This is a genomic window from Streptacidiphilus sp. P02-A3a (assembly GCF_014084105.1).
Classification (GTDB): domain Bacteria; phylum Actinomycetota; class Actinomycetes; order Streptomycetales; family Streptomycetaceae; genus Streptacidiphilus.
This window is the reverse complement of record NZ_CP048289.1, coordinates 8,037,642-8,058,593: the sequence shown is the minus strand read 5'-3', so window position 1 is coordinate 8,058,593 and position 20,952 is coordinate 8,037,642. Positions and strand designations below refer to the sequence as shown.

Below are 20,952 nucleotides of genomic sequence, written 5' to 3'. Positions count from 1 at the left end.
GCACGGCAGGACGCCAGGTCCGGTTCACCCGTACGTCTGTTCCAGCGCCACTGTTCCACCCCGCACCACCACCTCGGGGCCACCCGGTCCGCGAGGTCCGCGAGAGGAGAACCCATGTCGCTCGACGTCTCACCGGCCCTGCTAGAGAAGGCCGAGCGAGGCGAGGTCGATGAGAGGGAATTCGTCGACTGCGTCCGCGTCTCCCTGCCCTACGCCTGGGGGCTCATCAGTTCACTGGTGGCCCAGCAGAAGGTCGACGGTAGCGAGTTCGCCGACAACCAGGTTCCGCCACCGTCGGAGCAGGCCCGTGGGCAACTGCTGCGCGCGATGGCGAGTGATGCGATCAGGGGATCGCTGGAGCGGCACTTCGGTGTCCGCCTGGCGTTCCAGAACTGCCACCGGGTCGCGGTGTTCCCGCTCGGACCGGGGTCCGATGACCGGTACGCGCGTTTCACCTCGATCCGGGCCCAGGTGCTCAACCAGTCCGAGGAGCTGAGGGACTGTTAGTCCGCAGCCGATCGACCCGTCGGTGCACGTCGCGTACGAGGCATGCCACCGACGGGCCGGGCCCGGGCTCACACCAGCAGCGGCAGGACCTCCGAGCCCAGCCGTTCCACGTTGCGCAGCGTCGCCTCCCGGTCGCCCGAACCCTCGACCAGCAGGGCGAACCGGCGGACCCCGGTCCGCTCGGCGGTGGCGGCCAGCCGGTCCGCGCACAGGCGCGGCGTGCCGACGGCGTGCAGCTCGCACAGCAGCTCGGTGTACTCACGCGGGTCGCGCATCCGGCGCTCCCGGCCGTCCACGGTGCGGTGCGCCGACAGGCCGTAGTTGAACCAGCCGGGCATCGACTTGAGCAGCACCCGCTGCGCCTCCGGGCCGCTGTCCTCGACCTGGGCGACCCCGGCGGCCATGTGCTCCGCCTCGATCCGGGCGATCCGGTCCGGGTTGTGCCCGGCCTCGCGCGCCGCGGTGCGGTACGCGGCCACCATCGCCGCCTTGTCCTCGTCGCCGGAGTGCATCCCCAGCAGCATCGGCACGCCCTGCTGCGCGGCCAGCCGGACGGTGGCGAGCGAGGTGCAGGCGACCATCACCGGCGGGCCGTCCACGCGCCGTCCGTCGGGGGCGTGCGCGCCCGCGTACTCGGGTCCGCGGAAGCCCCCGGGGGCCGGGAACGGCAGCGGCTGTTCGCTGGCCCTGGGCACCACCGCGACCTCGGGAAAGCGGTAGCGGGGGCCGTCGGCGGAGACCCGGGACGAGCGCAGCCAGCGCAGCAGCAGCTCCAGCGACTCGGCGAAGCCGCTCTCGTAGGCCTCCAGCCCGGTGCCGAAGACGTCCAGGTCCACCCACGGACCGCCGCGACCCACGCCCAGGGTGAACCGGCCGCCGGAGGTGAGGTGCAGCAGCGAGGCCTGCTCGCCGAGGGAGACCGGGTGCTGGGTCGGCAGCACGCTGACCGCGGTGCCCACCCGGATCCGCTGGGTCCGGCCGAGCAGCAGCGCCGCCAGCGTCGCCGCGGACGGGCAGACGCCGTAGGGGACGAAGTGGTGCTCGGCGAGCCAGACGCTGTCCAGGCCCGCCTCCTCCGCGCCGACGGCGGCGGACACCGCGCGGTCCAGCGCCTCGGCGTGGCCCTGGCCCGGGAACTGCGCGGCGAGCAGGAACACCCCGGTGCGGATGGGCGGTGGGGTAGTGGCTGCCTGGCCGCTGGACACCCTGGGCGCGATCCGCTGCCTGGGCACCCGCACCGTGGTCACGGCGGCTGTCTGGCTGGCTCTGGCCGACATGGAAATCAACTCCTCGGTCCCGCAGGAAACTTAGGTCCCGCGTCTCCCTCTGGAGTAACGCATGTCATGTGCCAGTGGCACTGCGAATCGGCAGGCTGACCGCAATTGGGGGTGGAATTGGGGTCCACCCCTGGTGTGCCAGAAGAACTTGTGCTAATGAACCGTCATTGCTGGTTCGACCTCGTACCCTGGAAGCACCAGCATCCTCGCCTGCCCAGGGAGAATTGTGTCACCGCGCCGAAGCCGCCCCCGAGGGAGTGAACCAGAGAAGTCGCGTTCGAACGAGAGCGGCAGCGGCGGGGGTTGGCTGCTGGAGCAGACCGAGAGCTATCGGGGCGAGGACTGGCTGGTGCGCCCGGTCGCCGGGGACAGCGGCAAGTTCTACCGCTGCCCCGGCTGCGACCAGGAGATCCCGCCCGGCGTCGGCCATCTGGTGGCCTGGCCCGCCTCGGCCATCGGCTCGGTCGGCGGGGTGGACGACCGCAGGCACTGGCACCGCGCCTGCTGGAACGCCCGGGAGCGCCGGGGCGCGGCCGTCCAGCGCGGCCGGAACGCGCCCCGGTACTGAGGGGCGCGCCCGAGCGGGGCGCCGGGCCGCTGGGCGCCGCCTAGACGTCGCGCCGCCCCAGCGCCGTGAAGGCGGCGGTGAGGACCGCGGCGGTGGCGACGGCCAGCACCCCCAGCAGGCCCCAGCCGCCGAGCGAGCCCGCGCCGTCGCCGTACAGCGAGGCCGACATGTTGATCGGCGAGTAGGTCAGCAGCAGGTTGTGCCAGTCCGTGGGCATGAACAGGGCCAGGATGAACGGCAGCAGCAGCAGGCCCAGCATCACCGAGATCGCCCCGGCGCTGTGCCGCAGCAGGGCGCCCACCGACAGCGCGAACAGGCCGATCAGCGCCAGGTACAGGCCGCCGCCGAGGACCGCCAGCACGATCTGGCCGCTGGTCGGGTCGCTGCCCTGACCGCTGAGGATCACCATCCCGCCCAGCACCTGGAGCCCGGTCGCCACCGTGCCCAGCACCAGCGCCAGCGAGAAGAACACCAGCGCCTTGGCGGCCAGCAGCGAGGCCCGGCGCGGGAAGGCGGTCAGCGTGGTGCGGATCATCCCGGTGCCGTACTCCGAGGTGACCACCAGCACGCCCAGGGCGACCACCGGGATCTGGCCGACGATGAAGCCGCCCAGGCCGTCGTCGAGGTACGGGGAGCCGTCCACGCGGCCGTACTCGTAGCTGTCGCCGAGCAGGCCGAGGCCGAGGACCAGGGCGAACATCGCCGCCAGGGTCCACATGGTGGACTGCACCGAGCGGATCTTGGTCCATTCGGAGGCCAGCGCGTGGCTCAGCCGGGAGCGGGGTACCTCCGGCTCGACCGGGCCGGACGAGAGCAGGTCGATCGTCACGCGGCCACCTCGGCCAACTCCGGTGCGGGCGGGTCCTGGGCCGAGCGGTACTCGACCGAGGAGTGGGTGAGCCGCATGTAGGCCTCCTCCAGTGAGGACTGGTGCGGCGACAGCTCGTACAGGCGGATCTTCTCCTCCCAGGCCAGGTCGCTGATCCGGGGCAGCGGGAGGCCGCTGACCCGCAGCGCGCCGTCCGGCTCGGCGGTCACCTCGCCGCCCGCCTTCCGCAGCACGCCGGTCAGCCGCGCGCGGTGCCCCTCGCCGGCGCCGCCGTCGGCGGTGCGGACCAGCGCGAAGCCGGCCGAGTGCCGGTCGATGAACTCCCTGGTGCCGAGGTCGGCGAGCAGCCGCCCGCGGCCGATCACGATCAGGTGGTCGGCGGTCACCGCCATCTCGCTCATCAGGTGCGAGGAGACGAAGACCGTGCGGCCCTCGGCGGCGAGTCCGCGCATCAGCTGCCGGACCCAGTGGATGCCCTCCGGGTCGAGCCCGTTCACCGGCTCGTCGAACATCAGCACCTTGGGGTCGCCGAGCAGCGCGGCGGCGATCCCCAGGCGCTGGCCCATGCCCAGCGAGAAGCCGCCGGTGCGCTGGTGCGCGACCTCGGTCAGGCCGACCACGGACAGCACCTCGTCCACCCGCTGCCTGGGCAGCCCGGCCAGCTGCGCCAGGCAGAGCAGGTGGCTGTGCGCGCTCCGGCCGCCGTGCACGGCCTTCGCGTCCAGCAGCGCGCCGACCGTCCGGGGCGCGTTGGGCAGCTGCCGGAACGGCAGGCCGTCCACGGTGACCGTGCCGCTGGTGGGGGTGTCCAGGCCCAGCACCATCCGCATGGTGGTGGACTTGCCGGAGCCGTTGGGCCCGAGGAAGCCGGTGACCAGCCCCGGTCCGACGGTGAAGCTCAGGTCGTCGACGGCGGTCTTCTCGCCGAACACCTTGGTGAGGCCGTGTGCCTCGATCATACGTGGGCTGTCCTTCGTCGCGGGCCAGTGATCCGGTCATCCCACCATGCGCGGGCAGCACGCCGGTACCCCGCCCGGCCGGTGCTGCGCGAACGGGCAACCGGCGCTCGGGGAGCGGGTCGTAGAGTCAGACGAGGGTTCAGGCGTCCCGGTTGCGCAGCAGCAGGTACCCGCCGAGCAGGCAGGCCGCCGTCCAGGCCAGGACGACGAAGAAGCCCTCCAGCGGCCCGAACGGCGGGTTCTTCTGCGCGATCACCCGCACCATCTGCTGCCCGGCGTTGTCGGGGAAGTACTGGGCCACCGTCTTCACCTTGGGGACGACCCCCAGGATCGGCGCGATCAGGAAGAAGAACGGCATCAGCAGCCCCAGCGACGCCACCGGCTTGCGCAGCATGAAGGACACGCCGAGCGAGATCAGCGCCAGCAGCGTCATGTAGACCGCCATCGCCAGCACCGCCCGCAGCACGTGCGGCGCCCCGATCGAGGTGCCGTGGCTGCCCAGCAGCGCCTGACCGAGGAAGAAGCTGGTGAAACTGGTCACCAGGGACACCGGCAGCACCAGCGCCAGCGTCACCGCCGCCTTGCTCAGCAGCAGCGTCCGCCGCCGGGGGACCGCGGCCAGGGTGGCCCGGATCATCCCGGTGCTGTACTCGTTGCCGACCACCAGCACCGCGAACACGATCAGCGACAGCTGGCCGAGCGAGATCCCGCTGAAGCTGGTGGACGTCGGGTCGAAGGTCGCCCGGTCGGTGGCCGACATGGAGTGCCACTGGGCGCTCTGGATCGCGCTGATCCCGGCGCCCAGGCCGACGGTCACCACGAAGGTGATCAGCAGCGTGATGACGGTGGACCTGACCGTGCGTACCTTGGTCCACTCGGAGAGCAGGACCGCTCCGGTGCCCGCCATCTCAGTTCTCCTTCTTCCAGTCGGTGCCCCAGGCGGTCGGTGACGGCGCCGGGTTCGGACCGGGGGCCGCCGGCGGCGGCGCCTGGTCGCCGCCGGTGCGGTACACCACCGAGTCCGCGGTCATCCGCATGAAGGCCTCCTCCAGCGAGGCCCGCTGCGGGCTGAGTTCGTGCAGCGCGATGCCGCGTGCCTGCGCCAGGTCGCCGATCACCGCCGGGTCGGCGTCCCGTACCTCGTACGCGCCCGCGTGCGCCGAGTCGGCCGACGGACGCGCCGTCAGCCCGGCGGTGGCCAGCGCGTCCAGCAGCGTCTCCGGCTCGGGGGTGCGGACCCGGACGAAGCTGTGCGAGTTCTGGTCGATGAAGTCGTCCATCGACAGGTTGGCCAGCAGCCGTCCCTGCCCGATCACCACCAGGTGGTCGGCGGTCACCGCCATCTCGCTCATCAGGTGCGAGGAGACGAAGACCGTCCGGCCCTGGTCCGCCAGCGCCTTCATCAGGTTGCGGATCCACAGGATCCCCTCCGGGTCGAGCCCGTTCACCGGCTCGTCGAACATCAGCACCTTGGGGTCGCCGAGCAGCGCGGCGGCGATGCCGAGCCGCTGCCCCATGCCCAGCGAGAAGCCGCCGCTGCGGCGCTTGGCGACCTCGCGCAGGCCGACCGCGCCCAGCACCTCGTCCACCCGGCTGGTCGGGATCCGGTTGCTCTGCGCCAGCCACAGCAGGTGGTTGTAGGCGCTGCGGCCCGGGTGCACCGCCTTGGCCTCCAGCAGCGCACCGATGTGCTTGAGGGGTTCCTTCAGGTCCTTGTACTGCTTGCCGTCGATGGAGACCGAACCGGCGGTGGGGCGGTCCAGGTCGAGCATCATCCGCATGGTGGTGGACTTGCCCGCGCCGTTCGGACCGAGGAAGCCGGTGACCACCCCCTGCGGCACCTGGAAGCTCAGCCGGTCCACGGCCAGGGTGTCGCCGTATCGTTTCGTCAGCTCGTGGACCTCGATCATCGCCGCTCCCTGATAGCCGGACACCCAATCGCCAGGGTAGGTCAATCCAGCCGCCGGTGCCCGGCAGACGCATCAGCCGGGTGCCTAGGCTGGCGGCATGACGACCGATGAGCTCTCCGTCCTCTCCGTCCACGAGTCGGGCTCCGGCACGCCGCTGGTGCTGCTGCACGCCTTCCCGCTGTCGGCCAGGATGTGGCAGGCCCAGCTGGACGAGCTGCCCGGACCCGACGGCGGCGGCGCCCGGGTACTGGCGGTGGACCTGCGCGGCTTCGGCGGCACCGCGCTGGGACCCGACCGGCCCTCGCTCGACCCGCTCGCCGACGACCTGGCGCTGCTGCTGGACCGGGCCGGGATCGACCGCGCCGTGGTCGGCGGGCTCTCCCTGGGCGGCTACGTGGCGATGGCCTTCGCCCGCCGCCACCCGGCCCGGCTGGCCGGGCTGCTGCTGGCCGACACCAAGGCCGGCGCCGACACCGAGCAGCAGGCGGCCAACCGCGAGCGGATCGCCCGGGCGGTCCTGGCCAGGGACAGCGTCCGGCTGCTGGTGGACGAGCAACTGCCGTCGCCGCTGCTGGGCGCGAGCAGCGCCGCGCGCGAGCCGCGGCTGGTGGACCGGGTGCGGGGACTGATGGAGCAGGCCGCGCCGCAGTCCGTCGCCTGGATGCAGCGGGCGATGGCGGCGCGCGGCGACAGCCTGCCGGTACTGGCCGGGGTGGAGGTCCCGGCGCTGGTCCTGGTCGGCGACGAGGACCTGATCACCCCGGTCGCCGAGGCCCGGGCGATGGCGGCGGCGCTGCCGCACGCGGAGCTGACCGTGCTGCCCGGCGTCGGCCACCTCTCGGCGATGGAGGCCCCGGCCGCCTTCAACGCGGCCGTGCGCCGACTGCTGGACCGGGTGGCCGGCTAGCCGGGCCGCCCACCGGGCCGCCCACCGAGGTGGAGGCATGCCGAAGGCCCCGGCCCCGCGCCCTGGCGGGCGGGGAACGGGGCCTGCGGCGGATGCACCGGGCAGGGTCCGCGAGCCGTGCCCCTCAGTCAGGGGCCCGCGACAGGACCGAGCGTCAGCGCGACTGCTGCGCGGGCACGCCGCGGGTGATGTCGTCGTCCGGCAGCGAGGCGGCCGCGACGGCCGCGCCGGTCAGCGTGGCCAGCATCTCGCGGACGTTGGTCAGCTGCGCGTTGATGCTGTCCCGACGGTTCGTCAGGGCGGCCAGCTCGCGCTCGGACTCGCTGCGGATCCGGTCGGCCTTGGCGTTGGCGTCCGCGACGATGTCCTCGGACTGGCGCTGCGCGGTCTCGACCGTCTGGCGGGCGCGACGCTCGGCGTCGGTCCGCAGCTTCTCGGCCTCAAGGCGCAGCTGCTCGGCGCGGTGCTCGATCTCCGCGAGGCGCTTCTCGGCCTTGGCCTGACGGGCCGCCAGGTCGCGCTCGGACTGCTCGCGGCGCTTCGCCAGGTTGGTCTCGAAGTCGTGCGCGGCCTGCGAGGCCTTGGTGCGGGTCTCCTCGAAGAGGGCGTCCGCCTCCTCGCGCTTGGTCTGGGCGTCCTTGGTCGCCTCGGCCCGCAGCTGGGTGGAGTCGCTCTTCGCCTTCTCGACGATGAGCTGGCCCTCGTCCTCGGCCTTGGCCTTGCGGTCCTTCGCGTAGGACTCGGCCTCGCTGCGGACCTGCTGGGCGGCGGCCTCGGCCAGCTCGCGGTGCTGCTCGGCGGCCCGACGGGCCTCCTCGCGAAGGTCCTTGGCCTCTTCCTCGGCCAGGCGCAGGATCTTCTCGACCCGGGCACCGAGCCCGGCGTACGAGGGCTCCGCGTCGGTGACCTGGGCCTGCGCGTTCTGGGTTTCGAGGTGGAGCTCCTCGATCCGCTTCTCAAGGGCGGTGATGCGGGCGAGGGCGCTGTCCCGGTCTGCGATCAGCTTGCTGATGCGCTCGTCGACCTGAGCACGCTCGTACCCACGGCGCACGGTGTCGAAGCCGTGCGGAGAGTGTGGATCGCTCATGGGGTTCGGTTCCTGTCGTATGCCCGGTGAGGTTTAGAGGTGATAGGGCGAATCCTGGCACGGATTCGGAGTGTCATCGGCCGAAAGGCGATGATGAGTGGAGAATGACCGCTCAATCGGGTGGTGCGGTGTCACTGCGTTTGCCACCCGCACGAGTGGACCCCGCGCCGACGCCCGCCGGGGCGCTGCCCCGACCGCCGCCTGGGCGGTTGCCTCCGGTGCCCCCGTTGGCCCCGCTGTTCTTGCCCGAGGAGCTGCCTGACGGAGCCTCGAAGGACTCCAGCGCTTGCAGCACGTCCTGCACCCGGGCGATCTCGGTGTTGATGTCCTTGCGGCGGTTGACGAGTTCGTCGAGGTCACGACGTCCCTCCTCGGTGATCCGCTGAGCCTCGTTCAGGGCCTCGTCGGTGAGCTGCTCGGCTTCCTCACGGGCCCGGGTCAGCTCGGCCTCGGCGGCCTGGACGGCCTCCCTGCGGATCCGCTCCGCCGCTTCGGCGGACGCCGCGCGCAGCTGCTCCGCCTCCTCCTTCGCGGTTTTCAACTGCTCCTCCGCCGCGGCCCGCAGGGCCGTCCCCTTGGCGGTGTGGTCGGCGAGCTTCTGCTCGGCCTCCTTGAGCAGCCCTTCCGCCTTCCGCACGGCGGCGATCCGGACCCGGCTCGCCTCCGTCGAAGCATCCGACTGCGTCTGCGCAGCCTCCTGTTCGGCCTTGGCGAGCAGGTCGCCGGCCTTCTCCTCGGCGTCGGCGACCAGTCGGGCCGCGCGCTCCTGGGCCTCGCCCAGGGCCAGCGCGGCCTCCCGCCGGACGTCGTCGACCTGCTCGGTCGCGGCCGACACCAGCTTGTCGACCCGCTCCCCGGCGGCCTTCATCGCCTCCGCGGACTCCTTGCGGGCCCGCTCGTGCAGCGCCGTGGTCTCCGCCTCGGTGCGGTCCCGCAGCTCCTCGGCGCGCTCGCGGATCGCGGTGGAGTCCCGGCGGGCCTCCACCAGCATCACGTCGGCGTCCTTGCGGGCCTGCTCGACCAGCGCCGCGCCCTCCGCCGCGCCCTCGGTGACCAGCCGCTCGGCCTCCTTGCGGGCCGCCGACACCATCGCGTCGGCCTGCTCCTCGGCGGCGGCGGTGGTCGCCAGCGCGGCGGTCTCTGCCTCGGTGGTGATCTGCTCGGCCAGCTCGGCGGCGGCGATCCGGACCGCCCCGGCCTCCTTGCGCAGCCGTGCGGCCTCGGTCTCCGCCTCGGCCCGCAGCGCGTCGGCGGCGGTGTTCGCCTCGGCGGCGATCCGCTCGGCGTCCTCGCCCGCCGCGGTGCGCACCGCCTGGGCCCGCGCCCGCAGCTGCCCGGCGTCCGCCTCGGCCTCGGCCAGCAGCGCCCCGGCCGCGGCCTGGGTCTCCGCCCGCAGCCGCGCCGCGGCCCGCTCGGTCTCCGCCCGCAGCGCCTCGGCGGCGGCGGCGGCCTCGGCGGCGACCCGCCGCGCGTCCTCGCCCGCCGCCGCGCGGACCGCCTGGGCCTGCGCGGTCAGCGCCTGGGCGCCCTGCTCGGTCTCGGAGCGCAGCGCCTCGGCCGCGGCGGTGGCGGCCGCCCGCACCGACGCCGCCTCGGCCTCGGCCTCGGCCAGCGTGCGCTCGGCCTCGGCCCGCAGCCGCGCGGCCTCGGTCGTGGCCAGATCCCGGACCTGCCCGGCCTCGGTGGCGACACTGTCGCGGACCTGCGCCGCGTGCTCCTCGGCCTTGGCCCGGATCTGCGCCGCGTCGCGCTCGGCGTCCGCCCGCAGCTGGGTGGTCTGCGCCTCGGCGGCTTCGTGCATCCCGGCGACGGACTGGCGGACCTCCGCCGCCTCGTCCTCGGCCGCCGCGATCGAGCTGATCGCGGACGCCTCCGCCTCGGCCCGCACCCGGGCGGCCTCGGTGGTCGCCAACTCGCGTACCTGGCGCGCCTCACGCTCGGCGCTCTCGGCGATGGTCCGAGCCTCGGCCTGGGCGGTCCGCAGCTCCTCGGCGGCGTCGCCGCGCAGCCGCTGGGCCTCGGCGAGCTCGGCCTCGGCGGCGGCCTCGTCCAGCACCCGCTGCCGCTCCAGCTCGGCGATCCGCTCGGCGGCGTCCGCCTCGCTCCCGGCCCGGACCCGGGCCGCGTCGGCCTCCGCCTCGGTCCGCAGCCGAACCGCCTCGGCCTGGGTCTCGGCCTGGAGCCGACCGGCCGCCTGCTCGGCCTCGGTGCGCAGCCGGGTGGCCTGGTCCTGGGCGGCGGCGAGGAGTTCGGCGTGCTCCTGTTCGGCCTGGCGCTGCCGTCGGTCGAGTTCGGCGAGGTGTTCGGCGGCCTGGGCTTCGGTGTCGGCGCGGAGTTGGGCGGCGGCCTGTTCGGTGTCGGCGCGCAGTGCCTCGGTCTCGGTGGCGGCCTCGGCGCGCAGCCGGGTGGCTTCGTCCTGGGCGGCGGCGAGGAGTTCGGCGTGCTCCTGTTCGGCCTGGCGCTGCCGTCGGTCGAGTTCGGCGATCCGCTCGGCGGCCTGCGCCTGGGTCTCGGCCCGCAGCCGCTCCAACTCGTCGGTGGTGTCCGCGCGCAGGGCGGAGACCTCGGCCGCGACCTGCTCCCGCAGCTCCGCCGCGTGGGCCTCGGCCGTGCTCCTGGCCTCGGCGGCGGCGGCCTCGTCGCGCTCCGCCTGGGCCCGGTGCCGCTCCAGCTCCTCGGCGGCCCCGGCGTACGCCTGCCGGGACTCCTCCTCCAGCCGCTCGGCCTCGGCGACCGCCCGGGCGTGCTGCTCGCGGGCCTGCTCCTGGAGCTGCGCGGCGGCCGCCGACGCCTCCTCGACCCGGGTCGCCGCCAGCTGCTCGGCCGCCCGCAGCACCTCGTCGCGTTCCTGGGCGGCCCGCGCCCGCAGCTCCGCGGTCTCGTTCTCGGCCAGCGCCAACAGCTCCGCCGCCGCCTGCTCGGCCGCCTCGGCGGTGGCCCGCTCGTTCTCGGCGATCCGCTCGCGGTGCTCGGTCTCCGCCTCGGCCTGCCGCTGCCTGGCCTCGGCCAGTTCGGTCTCCGCCTCGCCGCGCAGCCGCTCGGCCTCGGCCCGGGCCCGGGCCAGGACCGCCTCGGCCCGGTTCTGCACCTCGGCGGCCTGCTCGTTGGTCCGCTCACGCAGCTTCGCCAGCTCCACGGCGGCACCGCCGCGCAGCTCGTCCGCGTCGGCCTTGGCCCGGATCAGCAGTTCCTCGGCGGTCCGGGCGGCCTCCTCGATCTGCGTTATGGCCTGGCGGCGCGCGTCCGCGCGGATCCGCTCGGCCTCGGTGGCGGCCTCGGCGCGGTGCTCCTCGGCCTCGGCCCGCAGCCGCGCGGCCTCGTCCTGGTGCGCCTGGATCTCGTCCAGGGCGCTGCCCTGGGCCCGCTCGGCCGCCGCCCGGCTCTCCGCCCGCAGCCGCTCGACCTCGGCCCTGGCCTCGGCGCGGACCCGCTCCGCCTCCTCGGCGGCGGCGGCGCGCAGCTGCCCGGCCTCCTCGGTGGCCCGGCCGATGACGTCCTCGGCGGTGCGGGCGGCCTTCGCCAGGTGCACCGTGGCGTTGGCCGCGCCCTCGGTCCGGCCCGCCTCGACGGCCTCCGCGCGCAGCTGCTCGACCTGGGCCTCGGCCTCCTCCAGCAGCTGCTGGGCCTCGGCCCGCAGCTGCTCGGCCTCCTTGGTGGCGGCGGCGACCATCCGGGCCACCTCGGCCCGGGCCGTGGCCGCGCGCTGGTCGCCCGCCGCCTCGGCGTCGGACAGCCGCTTGGTGGCGGCGGCCTCGGAGTCCGCCCGCAGCTCCTCGGCGGCCTGCTCGGCGGCGGCGCGCAGCTCCTCCGACTCGCGGCGGTAGCGCTCGGCGGCGGCGGCCAGCTCGGCGCGTTCCCGCTCGGCCGCGGCCCGGGACTCCTCGGCGGTGCGGCGCAGCTCGTCGATCTCGCTCCGGGCCTGCTGGAGCTGCTCCCCGGCCTCGCTGTGGGCGGTGCGCTTCACCCGCTCGGCGCGCTCGTCGGCGGCCTGGGCCTGCGCGGCGGCGGCCGTCAGCAGCCGCTCGGCCTCGGTCCGGGCCCGCTGGAGGACCTGGTCGGCCTCGGCCCGGGTGGACTCGACGTCCGCCGCGACCTGCGAGGTGGCCTGCTCGGAGACGGCCATGGCCTCGGCCCTGGCGACCGCGAGCACCCGCTCGGCCTCGGCCCGGGACTCGTCCAGGACCCGGCGGGCCTGCTCCTCGGTGCCGACCCGGGCCTGCTCGGCCCAGGAGACGTTCTCGTTGACGTGGCGTTCGGCGTTGCGGCGCAGCTCGGCGAGCTCGGCCTCCAGGTGGCGACGCCGGTTGTCGGCCTCGGCCTGCCACTCGGCCTGGAGCCGGGCGCTGCGCTCGGCGGCCTCCTGCATCACCCGCTGGGTGATGTTCTGGGCTTCCAGACGCATCCGCTCGGCGTCCGCGCGGAGCTGCTCGGCCTGCATCTCGGCGTTGCGGAGGATCTGTTCGGCCTGCCCGGCGACGGAGTCGAAGGCGCGCGGCTGGGCGAGCTGACGCCGCGCCTCGTGCAGCTTCGCCCGCAGGACCTCTACCTGGTAGGCGAGGTCTTCGGCATGCGTGACGGCCTTCTCCCGCTCCGTTCGCAGCCGATCCATCTCGGCCTCGAACTTGGAGAGGTGATCGTCAACCTCGTAGCCGTCGTAGCCCCGCACGCCGCGGTCCCATCCGTCTCCTGGTCGGGTCGCCACTCACGTACGGAACGGGTGACACCCGTTCCGCCGTTCGAGTGAGCTCCATGATGAACTCGTGCTCTGCGGTCAATGGTGACAGATCACGGCGAAACCCGACGCCGCCCCCGCCTTCCCCCGGCCCGTGGACGAGGTGCCCCTGGCCGCGCCCGCTCTGACAACGGCACGCTAGCGCGTCCTGTCCCGTCGAGCAGCCGCCACCTGGCAGCGCCGACGGCCACGGGACCGCGGCACTGGGGCATTTTCTCACGTCATGGGGCCGATGTGCAGGGGGGTACGGCTGTTGCCTCAGGTTACCGGCGGGTTCGTTCGGTGACGACCGGGGCGGCGTGCCCGGGGCCGAAGTACCCGTCCGGCGGTGCTACTCGTGCGCTCCGGGGTCGGCCGCGGTCACCAGCTCGGTGAGCACCCCGCCGCAGTCCTTGGGGTGCAGGAAGGTGATCCTGGACCCCATGGAGCCGATCCGGGGCTGCTCGTAGAGCACCCGGATGCCCTTGTCGCGGATCTCCTCCGAGTCGGTGTCGACGTCGGCGGTGCCGAAGGCGATGTGGTGCACGCCCTCGCCGTTCTTCGCCAGCCACTTGCCGACCGCGGAGTCCTCCCGCACGGACTCCAGCAGCTGGAGGTACGAGGCACCGCCGTCGCCGGTGTCGTTGATCTTCAGCATCGCCTCGCGGACGCCCTGCTCCTCGTTCACCTCGGTGTGGAACACCTCGAACCCGTAGGTGGCACGGTAGAACTCGACGGTGCGATCCAGATCGAAGCAGGCGATCCCGATATGGTCGATACGTGTGAGCATGGAAGTCTCTCCTTCAGGGCGTGGCACACCAGTGCACCGCAGCGCGACGGTCCGGGGGAACCTGTTCCCACCGTGCCCGTGATCACACCCTTCGGCCCGTGACGAGCACGTTACGCGTGGGTACATTGAGCGAAAACCCTCTCCCTGGACCGCGGTGACCGTGGCAGCGCAGCGCCCAGGACCGTCGCAGCAAAGGGGCTCGACCACCATGAGCAGAAGCGCAGACAACGCCACCACCTCCGTGATCGTCGCCGGTGCCCGCACCCCGATGGGGCGCCTGCTGGGCTCCCTCAAGGGCCTCAGCGGCTCGGACCTCGGCGGTGTCGCCATCAAGGCCGCAATGGAGCGGGCCGGGATCACCGGCGAGCAGGTCCAGTACGTGATCATGGGTCAGGTGCTGCAGGCCGGAGCGGGTCAGATCCCCGCCCGCCAGGCCGCCGTCAAGGCCGGGATCCCGATGAACGTCCCGGCGCTCACCGTCAACAAGGTCTGCCTCTCGGGCCTGGACGCCATCGCGCTCGCCGACCAGCTGATCCGGGCGGGCGAGTTCGACGTGATCGTGGCCGGCGGCCAGGAGTCGATGACCAACGCGCCGCACCTGCTGCCCAAGTCCCGTGAGGGCTACAAGTACGGCGCGGTGGAGCTGCTCGACTCGATGGCCCACGACGGCCTGACCGACGCCTTCGAGCACATCCCGATGGGGGAGTCGACCGACACCCACAACACCCGGCTCGGCATCAGCCGCGAGGAGCAGGACGCGCTCGCCGCCCGCTCGCACCAGCTGGCCGCCGCCGCGCAGAAGAACGGCGCCTTCGAGGCCGAGATCACGCCGGTGTCGATCCCGCAGCGCAAGGGCGACCCGGTGCTGGTCAGCGAGGACGAGGGGATCCGCGGCGACACCACGGTCGAGATCCTGGCCCGGCTGCGCCCGGCGTTCAACAAGGACGGCACGATCACCGCCGGGACCTCCTCGCAGATCTCCGACGGGGCCGCCGCGGTGGTGGTGATGAGCAGGGCCAAGGCCGAGGAGCTGGGCCTGGAGTGGATCGCCGAGATCGGCGCGCACGGCAACGTCGCCGGTCCGGACAACACGCTCCACTCGCAGCCGTCCAACGCGATCAAGCACGCGCTGGACAAGGAGGGGATCGGCGTCGACGACCTCGACCTGGTCGAGATCAACGAGGCCTTCGCGGCCGTCGCCGCGCAGTCGGTCAAGGACCTGGGCATCCCGCTGGAGAAGGTCAACGTCAACGGCGGCGCGATCGCGCTCGGCCACCCGATCGGCATGTCCGGCGCGCGGCTGGTGCTGACCCTGGCGCTGGAGCTCAAGCGCCGCGGCGGCGGCACCGGTGCGGCGGCGCTGTGCGGCGGCGGCGGGCAGGGCGACGCCCTGATCGTCCGGGTGCCGTAGCCGTTCGTGCTCCGGCCGGGCCGGTGGCGCGGGGTCGAGCCCCGCGCCACCGGCGTCGGCCGTGTTCCGTTTCCCCACTACCGCTTCCCCACTACCGCTCCGGGAGAGTCCCGCTGATGTCAGACGTCGCCACGCTGGTCGAGCAGGCCCGGGCCGGTCGCCCGCGCGCGGTGGCGCGGCTGATCTCACTGGTCGAGGGCGCCTCCCCGCAGCTGCGGGAGGTGATGGCCGCGCTCGCCCCGCTGACCGGCAACGCCTACGTGGTCGGCCTGACCGGTTCGCCCGGTGTCGGCAAGTCCACCTCCACCTCGGCCCTGGTCAGCGCCTACCGCAAGCTCGGCCGACGGGTCGGGGTGCTCGCGGTGGACCCCTCCTCGCCGTTCTCCGGCGGCGCGCTGCTCGGCGACCGGGTCCGGATGCAGGAGCACGCGACCGACCCGGAGGTCTTCATCCGGTCCATGGCCACCCGCGGCCACCTGGGCGGTCTGGCCTGGTCCGCCCCGCAGGCGATCCGGGTGCTGGACGCGGCCGGGTGCGAGGTGGTGCTGGTGGAGACCGTCGGCGTGGGCCAGTCCGAGGTGGAGATCGCGGCGCAGGCCGACACGACGGTGGTGCTGCTGGCGCCGGGCATGGGCGACGGCATCCAGGCCGCCAAGGCGGGCATCCTGGAGATCGGCGACGTCTACGTGGTCAACAAGGCCGACCGGGACGGCGCGGACGCCACCGCCCGTGAGCTCAACCACATGCTCGGCCTCGGCGAGGCCCGGTCGGCGGGGGACTGGCGTCCGCCGATCGTGAAGACCGTGGCCGCGCGCGGCGAGGGCGTCGACGAACTGGTCGAGGCGCTGGAGAAGCACCGGCTGTGGATGGACGAGCACGGTGAGCTGGCGCTGCGGCGGCGGCGCCGGGCGGCGCAGGAGGTGGAGACGATCGCGGTCACCGCGCTCCGGCAGCGCTTCGGCGACCTGCGCGGCGACCGGCGGCTGGACGCCCTGGCGGGCAGGGTCGCGGCCGGTCGGCTCGACCCGTACGCGGCGGCGGACGAGCTGGTGGCCGGGGTCACCACCGCCGCCGGGGGCTGACCGCGGGGGCGCCTCAGGCCCGGCCGCGCAGCTCCCGCAGGTGCGTGGCGATCGGGGCCAGCGCCTCGTACATGGCGGCGATCTGGTCCGGGTCCAGCCGGTCGATGAAGTGCTCGCGGACGCTGCGGACATGGGTGGGCGCGAGCCTGCGCATCATCTCCCAGCCCTGTTCGGTCAGCACCGCGTAGAGCCCGCGCCGGTCGCCCGGGCAGCCCTCGCGGACGACCAGTCCGGCCGTCTCCATCCGGGTGATCTGGTGCGACAGCCTGCTCTTGGACTGGAGCGTGGCCGTGGCCAGGTCGGTCATCCGCATCCGGCGCAGCGGCGCCTCGGAGAGCTCGACCAGGATCGTGTAGTCGTTGGTGGCCAGGCCGTACACCTGGAGCTCGCGCTCCAGCTGGTACATGAGCAGCCGACTGACCTCCAGATGGGCACGCCAGAGCCGCTGTTCCTCGGCGGTCAGCCAGGGAGAGTCCGCGCCGGTCGGGTCCTCGCCGGAGGCGACCTCGGCGGGGAGGGCGGCAGTTGTAGTGTCCATGCGCCCATTGTACCCGTAGAAGTTGAATATTGGACAACATTCCGGATGGCGGACGGTCGTCGCTGGGGCCCGCCGTTCCCGGGGCCACCCGATCGAGTGGCCCCACCGAGTGGACGCCCGCTCAGGACCCGCCGCGACCGACCGACTCGCCGCGTGCCGCCGGGAGTTCCGCGCCGTCCGTGGTGAGCGCGCCCGCCGAGGTCTCCACCTCCAGCAGGGAGGCGCCGTGCCGCTCCGCCTCGAACGCCGCCGCGCCCCCGCGCAGTCCGAACAGCCGCTTGGCGAGCAGGATGTAGAGCACCGCCAACAGGTTCAGCAGCAGCGTCCCCACCTTCAGGTAACTCACCTTCTCGGTGAGCTCGTAAACCTCCAGCGGCAGGAACGCCGCCGTGGCGACCACCGTCAGGTACTCCGCCCAGCGCTTGGCCGCCCACAGGCCGAAGGCCTCGACGATCTCGATCAGCGCGTAGGCGAGCAGCGCCGCGGCGGTGGCCACCAGCGTGGACCGGTGGTAGCTGAACGTCTTCTGGATCGTCCCGACGATCGGCGAGTGGTCCAGGTCGTAGTGGAAGTGCACGGCTATCGGCCGCAGCAGCGTCAGATCCTTGTTGAACAGCTGCTGCACGGCGGTCTGGCTGTTGCTGAACCGCCAGACCGCGTACGCGATCAGGACTATCAGCGCGCCGCGCACCAGCCGCTCCACGGCCAGCAGCCGCAGGATGAAACGGTCCCGCAGCGCCTTGCCGCGGGGCACCAGCGGCGCGTCCTCGGCCTTCCCGGTGCCGTGCGGCTCGCCCAGGGTGAAGTCGCCGCAGCGCAGGCAGCGCCAGGCCTCGCCGAGCGCGGTCCGGGTCCGCAGCCGCTCGTTCAGCCAGGGTTCGGTCGGCGCGTAGGTGACGTGCCCGCGGCGCGCGCAGGTTCGCCGGTCCCAGTCCCGTTTCATCGCGGTGGCCCCCCGTCGTTGGGAATCGGTTGTGAAAGCTGAGAATAGCCGCCGGGCCTCCGCCGCCCCGTCGCCGATGCGGCGGCGGGGGTCGGTGATACTGGAGGACGTTCGCCGCCGTGCCCGAGGAGACCCCCGTGAAGAACAACGCCGTCCACCGCCTGCGGCTGGTGTCCATGCCCGAGGGGCTGTCCTTCGTCCTGCTGCTGGTCTGCGTCGTGCTCAAGAGCACCACCAGCTTCAACGCGGTGCCGGTGCTCGGCATGGTCCACGGCATCCTGTGGACCTGCTACATGCTCTTCGGTCTGGAGGCCTGGCGGCGGCAGCGCTGGAGCCTGTGGCGCGCGGCCTGGATCCTGCTGCTCTCGGTCATCCCGCTGGGCGGCTTCTACGCGGAGCGGCTGATGGCCAAGGAGGAGCGCGAGGGCTACGGCCCGGTCCCGGCCACGGCCTGACCCGTACCGGACACCGCCGGTCCACGCGCCATCCATCCACCATTCGGCCGGTACCGCGCGGTCGCGCTCCGGCCGGTACGGTGTGGGCGTGCCAAAGCCGCTGAGCCTGTCCTTCGACCCCATCGCCCGCGCCGACGAGCTCTGGGCCCGGCGCTGGGGCGGGGTCCCCTCGATGGTGGCCATCACCTCGATCATGCGGGCCCAGCAGATCCTGCTGGCGCAGGTGGACGCCGTGGTCAAGCCGTACGGGCTGACCTTCGCCCGGTACGAGGCGCTGGTGCTGCTGACCTTCAGCCAGGCCGGGGAACTGCCGCTGTCGAAGATCGGCGAGCGGCTGATGGTGCACCCGACCAGCGTCACCAACACCGTGGACCGGCTGGAGAAGTCCGGCCTGGTGGTCCGCCGCCCCAACCCGCTGGACGGCCGGGGGGTGCTGGCGGCGATCACCGAGCGCGGCCGGGTGGTGGTCGAGGCGGCCACCCGGGAGCTCATGGCCATGGACTTCGGCCTGAGCGGCTACGACGAGGCCGCCTGCCGGGAGCTGTTCGAGGTGCTCCGCCCGCTGCGGATAGCCGCCGGCGACTTCACCCCGCCCGCCGACGCCTAGGGGCCTGCCTTTCGGATCCTGCCGGTGAACCCGTCCGGGTTACGGCCGCTCCGGACCGGGCGCCACTCGGGAGGGTGATCTGCGTCATGCGGGCGGGTAAGGCTGCCGCGGGGCGGTGCCAGTGATCGAATTTTGGGCGGCTACGCTCTTTTTCCGTCGGTACCCGAGCCCGGACGTACCGTGCCGCCCACCGCACTGCGAGGCCCGTCGTGAAGAAGTCCTCCCCTCTGCTCACCGCTTACCGCGTCTTCGCGTACATCACCGGCGTGGGCCTGATCCTGCTCTGCGCCTCCTGCATCGCCTGGTACGGCTTCGGCACCGCCGAGATCGCGGTGGCCATCGTCGGCACCATCCACGGCTGGGCCTACATGATCTACGTGGTGCTGGCCTTCTCGGTCGGCAACAAGATGGGCTGGCCGATCAAGAAGATGGCCTTCGTCATCCTCGCCGGGACCATCCCCACCTGCTCCTTCATCGCCGAGCGCAAGGTGATGCGGCAGATCGACGAGCAGGTCGCGGCGGAGGAGCAGCTGGAGCTCGCCAAGGTCTGACCCCCGCTTTACGGGCGACCCCGCCGCCCGCATCGACAACTACTTGGACGTCCGAGTAAATTACTAGGAAGTCCAAGTAGTTTTCTTCTCGTGGAGCGGGGCGGCACCGTGGACGCAGACAGCATGCAGGCGGCTCGGGAGCGCTGGCAGCGCCGGTACGACGGCGCGACCCGGCGCGAGGCCGACTTCACCACCCTCAGCGGCGACCAGGTCGAGCCGGTCTACGGGCCCGCCGACGACGCCGCCCCGGAGGGCTTCGACCGGATCGGTTGGCCCGGCGAGTACCCGTTCACCCGGGGCCTGCACGCCACCGGCTACCGGGGCCGGGCGTGGACCATCCGGCAGTTCGCCGGTTTCGGCAACGCCCAGCAGACGAACGAGCGCTACCGGATGATCCTGGAGGCCGGCGGCGGCGGCCTCTCCGTGGCCTTCGACATGCCGACGCTGATGGGCCGCGACTCGGACGACCCGCGCTCGCTCGGCGAGGTCGGCCACTGCGGCGTCGCCATCGACTCGGCCGCCGACATGGAGGTCCTGTTCAAGGACCTGCCCCTGGGCGAGGTCACCACCTCGATGACGATCAGCGGCCCGGCGGTGCCGGTGTTCTGCATGTACCTGGTCGCGGCCGAACGGCAGGGCGTGGACCCGTCGGTGCTCAACGGCACGCTGCAGACCGACATATTCAAGGAGTACATCGCGCAGAAGGAGTGGCTGTTCTCGCCCGAGCCGCACCTGCGCCTGATCGGCGACCTGATGGAGTACTGCGCCGAGAACATCCCGGCGTACAAGCCGCTGTCGGTCTCCGGCTACCACATCCGCGAAGCGGGCTCCACGGCCGCGCAGGAGCTGGCCTTCACCCTCGCCGACGGCTTCGCCTACGTCGAGCTCGGCCTCTCCCGGGGGCTGGACGTCGACGTCTTCGCCCCGGGCCTCTCCTTCTTCTTCGACGCGCACCTGGACTTCTTCGAGGAGATCGCCAAGTTCCGCGCCGCGCGCCGGATCTGGGCCCGCTGGCTGAAGGAGGCCTACGGCGCGCGGACGGTCAAGGCGCAGCAACTGCGGTTCCACACCCAGACCGCCGGGGTGTCGCTGACCGCCCAGCAGCCCTACAACAACGTGGTGCGCACCGCCGTCGAGGCACTGTCGGCGGTCCTCGGCGGCACCAACTCGCTGCACACCAACGCGCTGGACGAGACCCTGGCGCTGCCCTCCGCCCAGGCGGCGGAGATCGCGCTGCGGACCCAGCAGGTGCTGCTGGAGGAGACCGGCGTGGCCAACGTCGCCGACCCGCTGGGCGGCTCCTGGTACGTCGAGGCGCTGACCGACCGGATCGAGGCGCAGGCGGAGGCGATCTTCGACAAGATCCGCACCATGGGCGCGGCCGGCGGCCCCGGCCAGGAGATCGGCCCGATGACGGCCGGGATCCTGCGCGGCATCGAGAACGGCTGGTTCACCGGCGAGATCGCCGAGGCCGCCTTCGCTTACCAGACGGCGGTGGAGAAGGGCGCCAAGCGGGTGGTCGGCGTCAACTGCCACACCGGCAGCGTCACCCCGCCGCTGGAGATCCTGCGGGTCAGCCACGAGGTCGAGACCGAGCAGGTCCGCGACCTCGCCGCGCGCCGCGCGGCCCGCGACGAGTCCGCGGTCCAGGCGGCCCTGGCCGAGATGCTGGCCGCCGCCCGCTCCGGCGCCAACATGCTCCCGGCCATGCTCGACGCGGCCCGCGCGGAAGCCACCCTCGGCGAGATCTGCGACGCCCTCCGCGCCGAGTGGGGCACCTACACCGAACCGGCAGGTTTCTGACACCGGGCCCCGCCGGT

At 73.1% G+C, this 20,952-nt stretch carries 18 protein-coding genes and 1 pseudogene; 9 read left to right on the top strand and 10 right to left on the bottom strand.

The annotated features are described in order from the left end of the window. The first annotated feature begins 114 nt into the window (after window positions 1-114). Entirely contained in the window at window positions 115-507 is a 393-nt protein-coding gene (locus GXP74_RS33880) for an SCO5389 family protein (RefSeq protein WP_182455069.1), read from the top strand. A 68-nt stretch (window positions 508-575) separates the two neighbouring features. On the opposite strand, the gene GXP74_RS33875 is transcribed toward GXP74_RS33880, so the two are convergent. Then, on the bottom strand, window positions 576-1,676 hold the full coding sequence (locus tag GXP74_RS33875; RefSeq protein ID WP_182456820.1) for an LLM class flavin-dependent oxidoreductase: 1,101 nt from the start codon (window positions 1,674-1,676) through the stop codon (window positions 576-578). Window positions 1,677-2,010: 334 nt separating this feature from the next. On the opposite strand from GXP74_RS33875, the gene GXP74_RS33870 reads away from it, so the two are divergent. After that, on the top strand, window positions 2,011-2,352 hold the full coding sequence (locus tag GXP74_RS33870; RefSeq protein ID WP_182455068.1) for an ATP/GTP-binding protein: 342 nt from the start codon (window positions 2,011-2,013) through the stop codon (window positions 2,350-2,352). Between the two features lie 40 nt (window positions 2,353-2,392). On the opposite strand, the gene GXP74_RS33865 is transcribed toward GXP74_RS33870, so the two are convergent. From GXP74_RS33865 to GXP74_RS33850, 4 genes and pseudogenes are all read right to left on the bottom strand, one after another. Continuing rightward, complete coding sequence (locus GXP74_RS33865; RefSeq protein WP_225448381.1) at window positions 2,393-3,181, bottom strand: ABC transporter permease subunit; 789 nt, start codon at window positions 3,179-3,181, stop codon at window positions 2,393-2,395. 23 nt (window positions 3,182-3,204) lie between these two features. Next, window positions 3,205-4,140, bottom strand: a pseudogene (locus tag GXP74_RS33860) (ABC transporter ATP-binding protein); the annotation flags it as partial. 139 nt (window positions 4,141-4,279) lie between these two features. After that, the gene (locus GXP74_RS33855; RefSeq protein ID WP_182455066.1) at window positions 4,280-5,047 is read right to left on the bottom strand and encodes an ABC transporter permease; all 768 of its coding nucleotides are present in this window, start codon (window positions 5,045-5,047) and stop codon (window positions 4,280-4,282) included. A gap of 1 nt (window position 5,048) precedes the next feature. After that, window positions 5,049-6,050 (bottom strand): ABC transporter ATP-binding protein, encoded by a 1,002-nt coding sequence (locus GXP74_RS33850; RefSeq protein WP_182455065.1) that lies wholly within the window; start codon window positions 6,048-6,050, stop codon window positions 5,049-5,051. 97 nt (window positions 6,051-6,147) lie between these two features. Here GXP74_RS33850 and GXP74_RS33845 point away from each other — a divergent pair, with 97 nt between their 5' ends. After that, on the top strand, window positions 6,148-6,957 hold the full coding sequence (locus tag GXP74_RS33845) for an alpha/beta fold hydrolase (RefSeq protein WP_182455064.1): 810 nt from the start codon (window positions 6,148-6,150) through the stop codon (window positions 6,955-6,957). Window positions 6,958-7,111: 154 nt separating this feature from the next. On the opposite strand, the gene GXP74_RS33840 is transcribed toward GXP74_RS33845, so the two are convergent. The 3 genes from GXP74_RS33840 to mce form a co-directional block, all read right to left on the bottom strand. Beyond that, the gene (locus tag GXP74_RS33840) at window positions 7,112-8,044 is read right to left on the bottom strand and encodes a cellulose-binding protein (protein ID WP_182455063.1); all 933 of its coding nucleotides are present in this window, start codon (window positions 8,042-8,044) and stop codon (window positions 7,112-7,114) included. Window positions 8,045-8,156: 112 nt separating this feature from the next. After that, window positions 8,157-12,710, bottom strand: coding sequence for a hypothetical protein (locus GXP74_RS33835; RefSeq protein ID WP_182455062.1), 4,554 nt, complete (start codon window positions 12,708-12,710; stop codon window positions 8,157-8,159). Between the two features lie 397 nt (window positions 12,711-13,107). After that, on the bottom strand, window positions 13,108-13,545 hold the full coding sequence (mce, locus tag GXP74_RS33830) for a methylmalonyl-CoA epimerase (protein WP_182455061.1): 438 nt from the start codon (window positions 13,543-13,545) through the stop codon (window positions 13,108-13,110). 208 nt (window positions 13,546-13,753) lie between these two features. On the opposite strand from mce, the gene GXP74_RS33825 reads away from it, so the two are divergent. Beyond that, window positions 13,754-14,956 (top strand): acetyl-CoA C-acetyltransferase, encoded by a 1,203-nt coding sequence (locus tag GXP74_RS33825; RefSeq protein WP_182455060.1) that lies wholly within the window; start codon window positions 13,754-13,756, stop codon window positions 14,954-14,956. Window positions 14,957-15,072: 116 nt separating this feature from the next. Next, the gene (gene meaB, locus GXP74_RS33820; protein ID WP_182455059.1) at window positions 15,073-16,038 is read left to right on the top strand and encodes a methylmalonyl Co-A mutase-associated GTPase MeaB; all 966 of its coding nucleotides are present in this window, start codon (window positions 15,073-15,075) and stop codon (window positions 16,036-16,038) included. Between the two features lie 13 nt (window positions 16,039-16,051). On the opposite strand, the gene GXP74_RS33815 is transcribed toward meaB, so the two are convergent. Together GXP74_RS33815 and GXP74_RS33810 are read right to left on the bottom strand one after the other, a co-directional pair. Continuing rightward, a complete protein-coding gene (locus GXP74_RS33815) occupies window positions 16,052-16,576 on the bottom strand; it encodes a MarR family winged helix-turn-helix transcriptional regulator (RefSeq protein ID WP_182455058.1) in 525 nt (174 codons plus the stop codon). Between the two features lie 121 nt (window positions 16,577-16,697). Continuing rightward, entirely contained in the window at window positions 16,698-17,519 is an 822-nt protein-coding gene (locus tag GXP74_RS33810; protein WP_182455057.1) for a DUF2127 domain-containing protein, read from the bottom strand. A gap of 176 nt (window positions 17,520-17,695) precedes the next feature. Between GXP74_RS33810 and GXP74_RS33805 the strand changes: the two genes are divergently transcribed. From GXP74_RS33805 to GXP74_RS33790, 4 genes are all read left to right on the top strand, one after another. Continuing rightward, entirely contained in the window at window positions 17,696-17,974 is a 279-nt protein-coding gene (locus tag GXP74_RS33805; protein WP_370468576.1) for a DUF3817 domain-containing protein, read from the top strand. Window positions 17,975-18,062: 88 nt separating this feature from the next. Then, the gene (locus GXP74_RS33800) at window positions 18,063-18,581 is read left to right on the top strand and encodes a MarR family winged helix-turn-helix transcriptional regulator (RefSeq protein ID WP_182455055.1); all 519 of its coding nucleotides are present in this window, start codon (window positions 18,063-18,065) and stop codon (window positions 18,579-18,581) included. Window positions 18,582-18,790: 209 nt separating this feature from the next. Then, window positions 18,791-19,132, top strand: coding sequence for a DUF3817 domain-containing protein (locus tag GXP74_RS33795; RefSeq protein WP_225448380.1), 342 nt, complete (start codon window positions 18,791-18,793; stop codon window positions 19,130-19,132). Between the two features lie 123 nt (window positions 19,133-19,255). Further along, window positions 19,256-20,935, top strand: coding sequence for a methylmalonyl-CoA mutase (locus GXP74_RS33790; protein WP_370468575.1), 1,680 nt, complete (start codon window positions 19,256-19,258; stop codon window positions 20,933-20,935). The last annotated feature ends 17 nt before the right edge of the window (window positions 20,936-20,952 follow it).

Excerpts from the sequence above, each read along its gene's own strand:
- GXP74_RS33850 (WP_182455065.1), bottom strand. The coding sequence starts at position 6,050 with ATGATCGAGGTCCACGAGCTGACGAAACGATACGGCGACACCCTGGCC.
- GXP74_RS33840 (WP_182455063.1), bottom strand. The coding sequence starts at position 8,044 with ATGAGCGATCCACACTCTCCGCACGGCTTCGACACCGTGCGCCGTGGG.
- GXP74_RS33815 (WP_182455058.1), bottom strand. The coding sequence starts at position 16,576 with ATGGACACTACAACTGCCGCCCTCCCCGCCGAGGTCGCCTCCGGCGAG.
- GXP74_RS33825 (WP_182455060.1), top strand. The coding sequence starts at position 13,754 with ATGAGCAGAAGCGCAGACAACGCCACCACCTCCGTGATCGTCGCCGGT.
- mce (WP_182455061.1), bottom strand. The coding sequence starts at position 13,545 with ATGCTCACACGTATCGACCATATCGGGATCGCCTGCTTCGATCTGGAT.
- GXP74_RS33810 (WP_182455057.1), bottom strand. The coding sequence starts at position 17,519 with ATGAAACGGGACTGGGACCGGCGAACCTGCGCGCGCCGCGGGCACGTC.
- GXP74_RS33880 (WP_182455069.1), top strand. The coding sequence starts at position 115 with ATGTCGCTCGACGTCTCACCGGCCCTGCTAGAGAAGGCCGAGCGAGGC.
- GXP74_RS33845 (WP_182455064.1), top strand. The coding sequence starts at position 6,148 with ATGACGACCGATGAGCTCTCCGTCCTCTCCGTCCACGAGTCGGGCTCC.
- meaB (WP_182455059.1), top strand. The coding sequence starts at position 15,073 with ATGTCAGACGTCGCCACGCTGGTCGAGCAGGCCCGGGCCGGTCGCCCG.
- GXP74_RS33855 (WP_182455066.1), bottom strand. The coding sequence starts at position 5,047 with ATGGCGGGCACCGGAGCGGTCCTGCTCTCCGAGTGGACCAAGGTACGC.
- GXP74_RS33790 (WP_370468575.1), top strand. The coding sequence starts at position 19,256 with ATGCAGGCGGCTCGGGAGCGCTGGCAGCGCCGGTACGACGGCGCGACC.
- GXP74_RS33805 (WP_370468576.1), top strand. The coding sequence starts at position 17,696 with ATGCCCGAGGGGCTGTCCTTCGTCCTGCTGCTGGTCTGCGTCGTGCTC.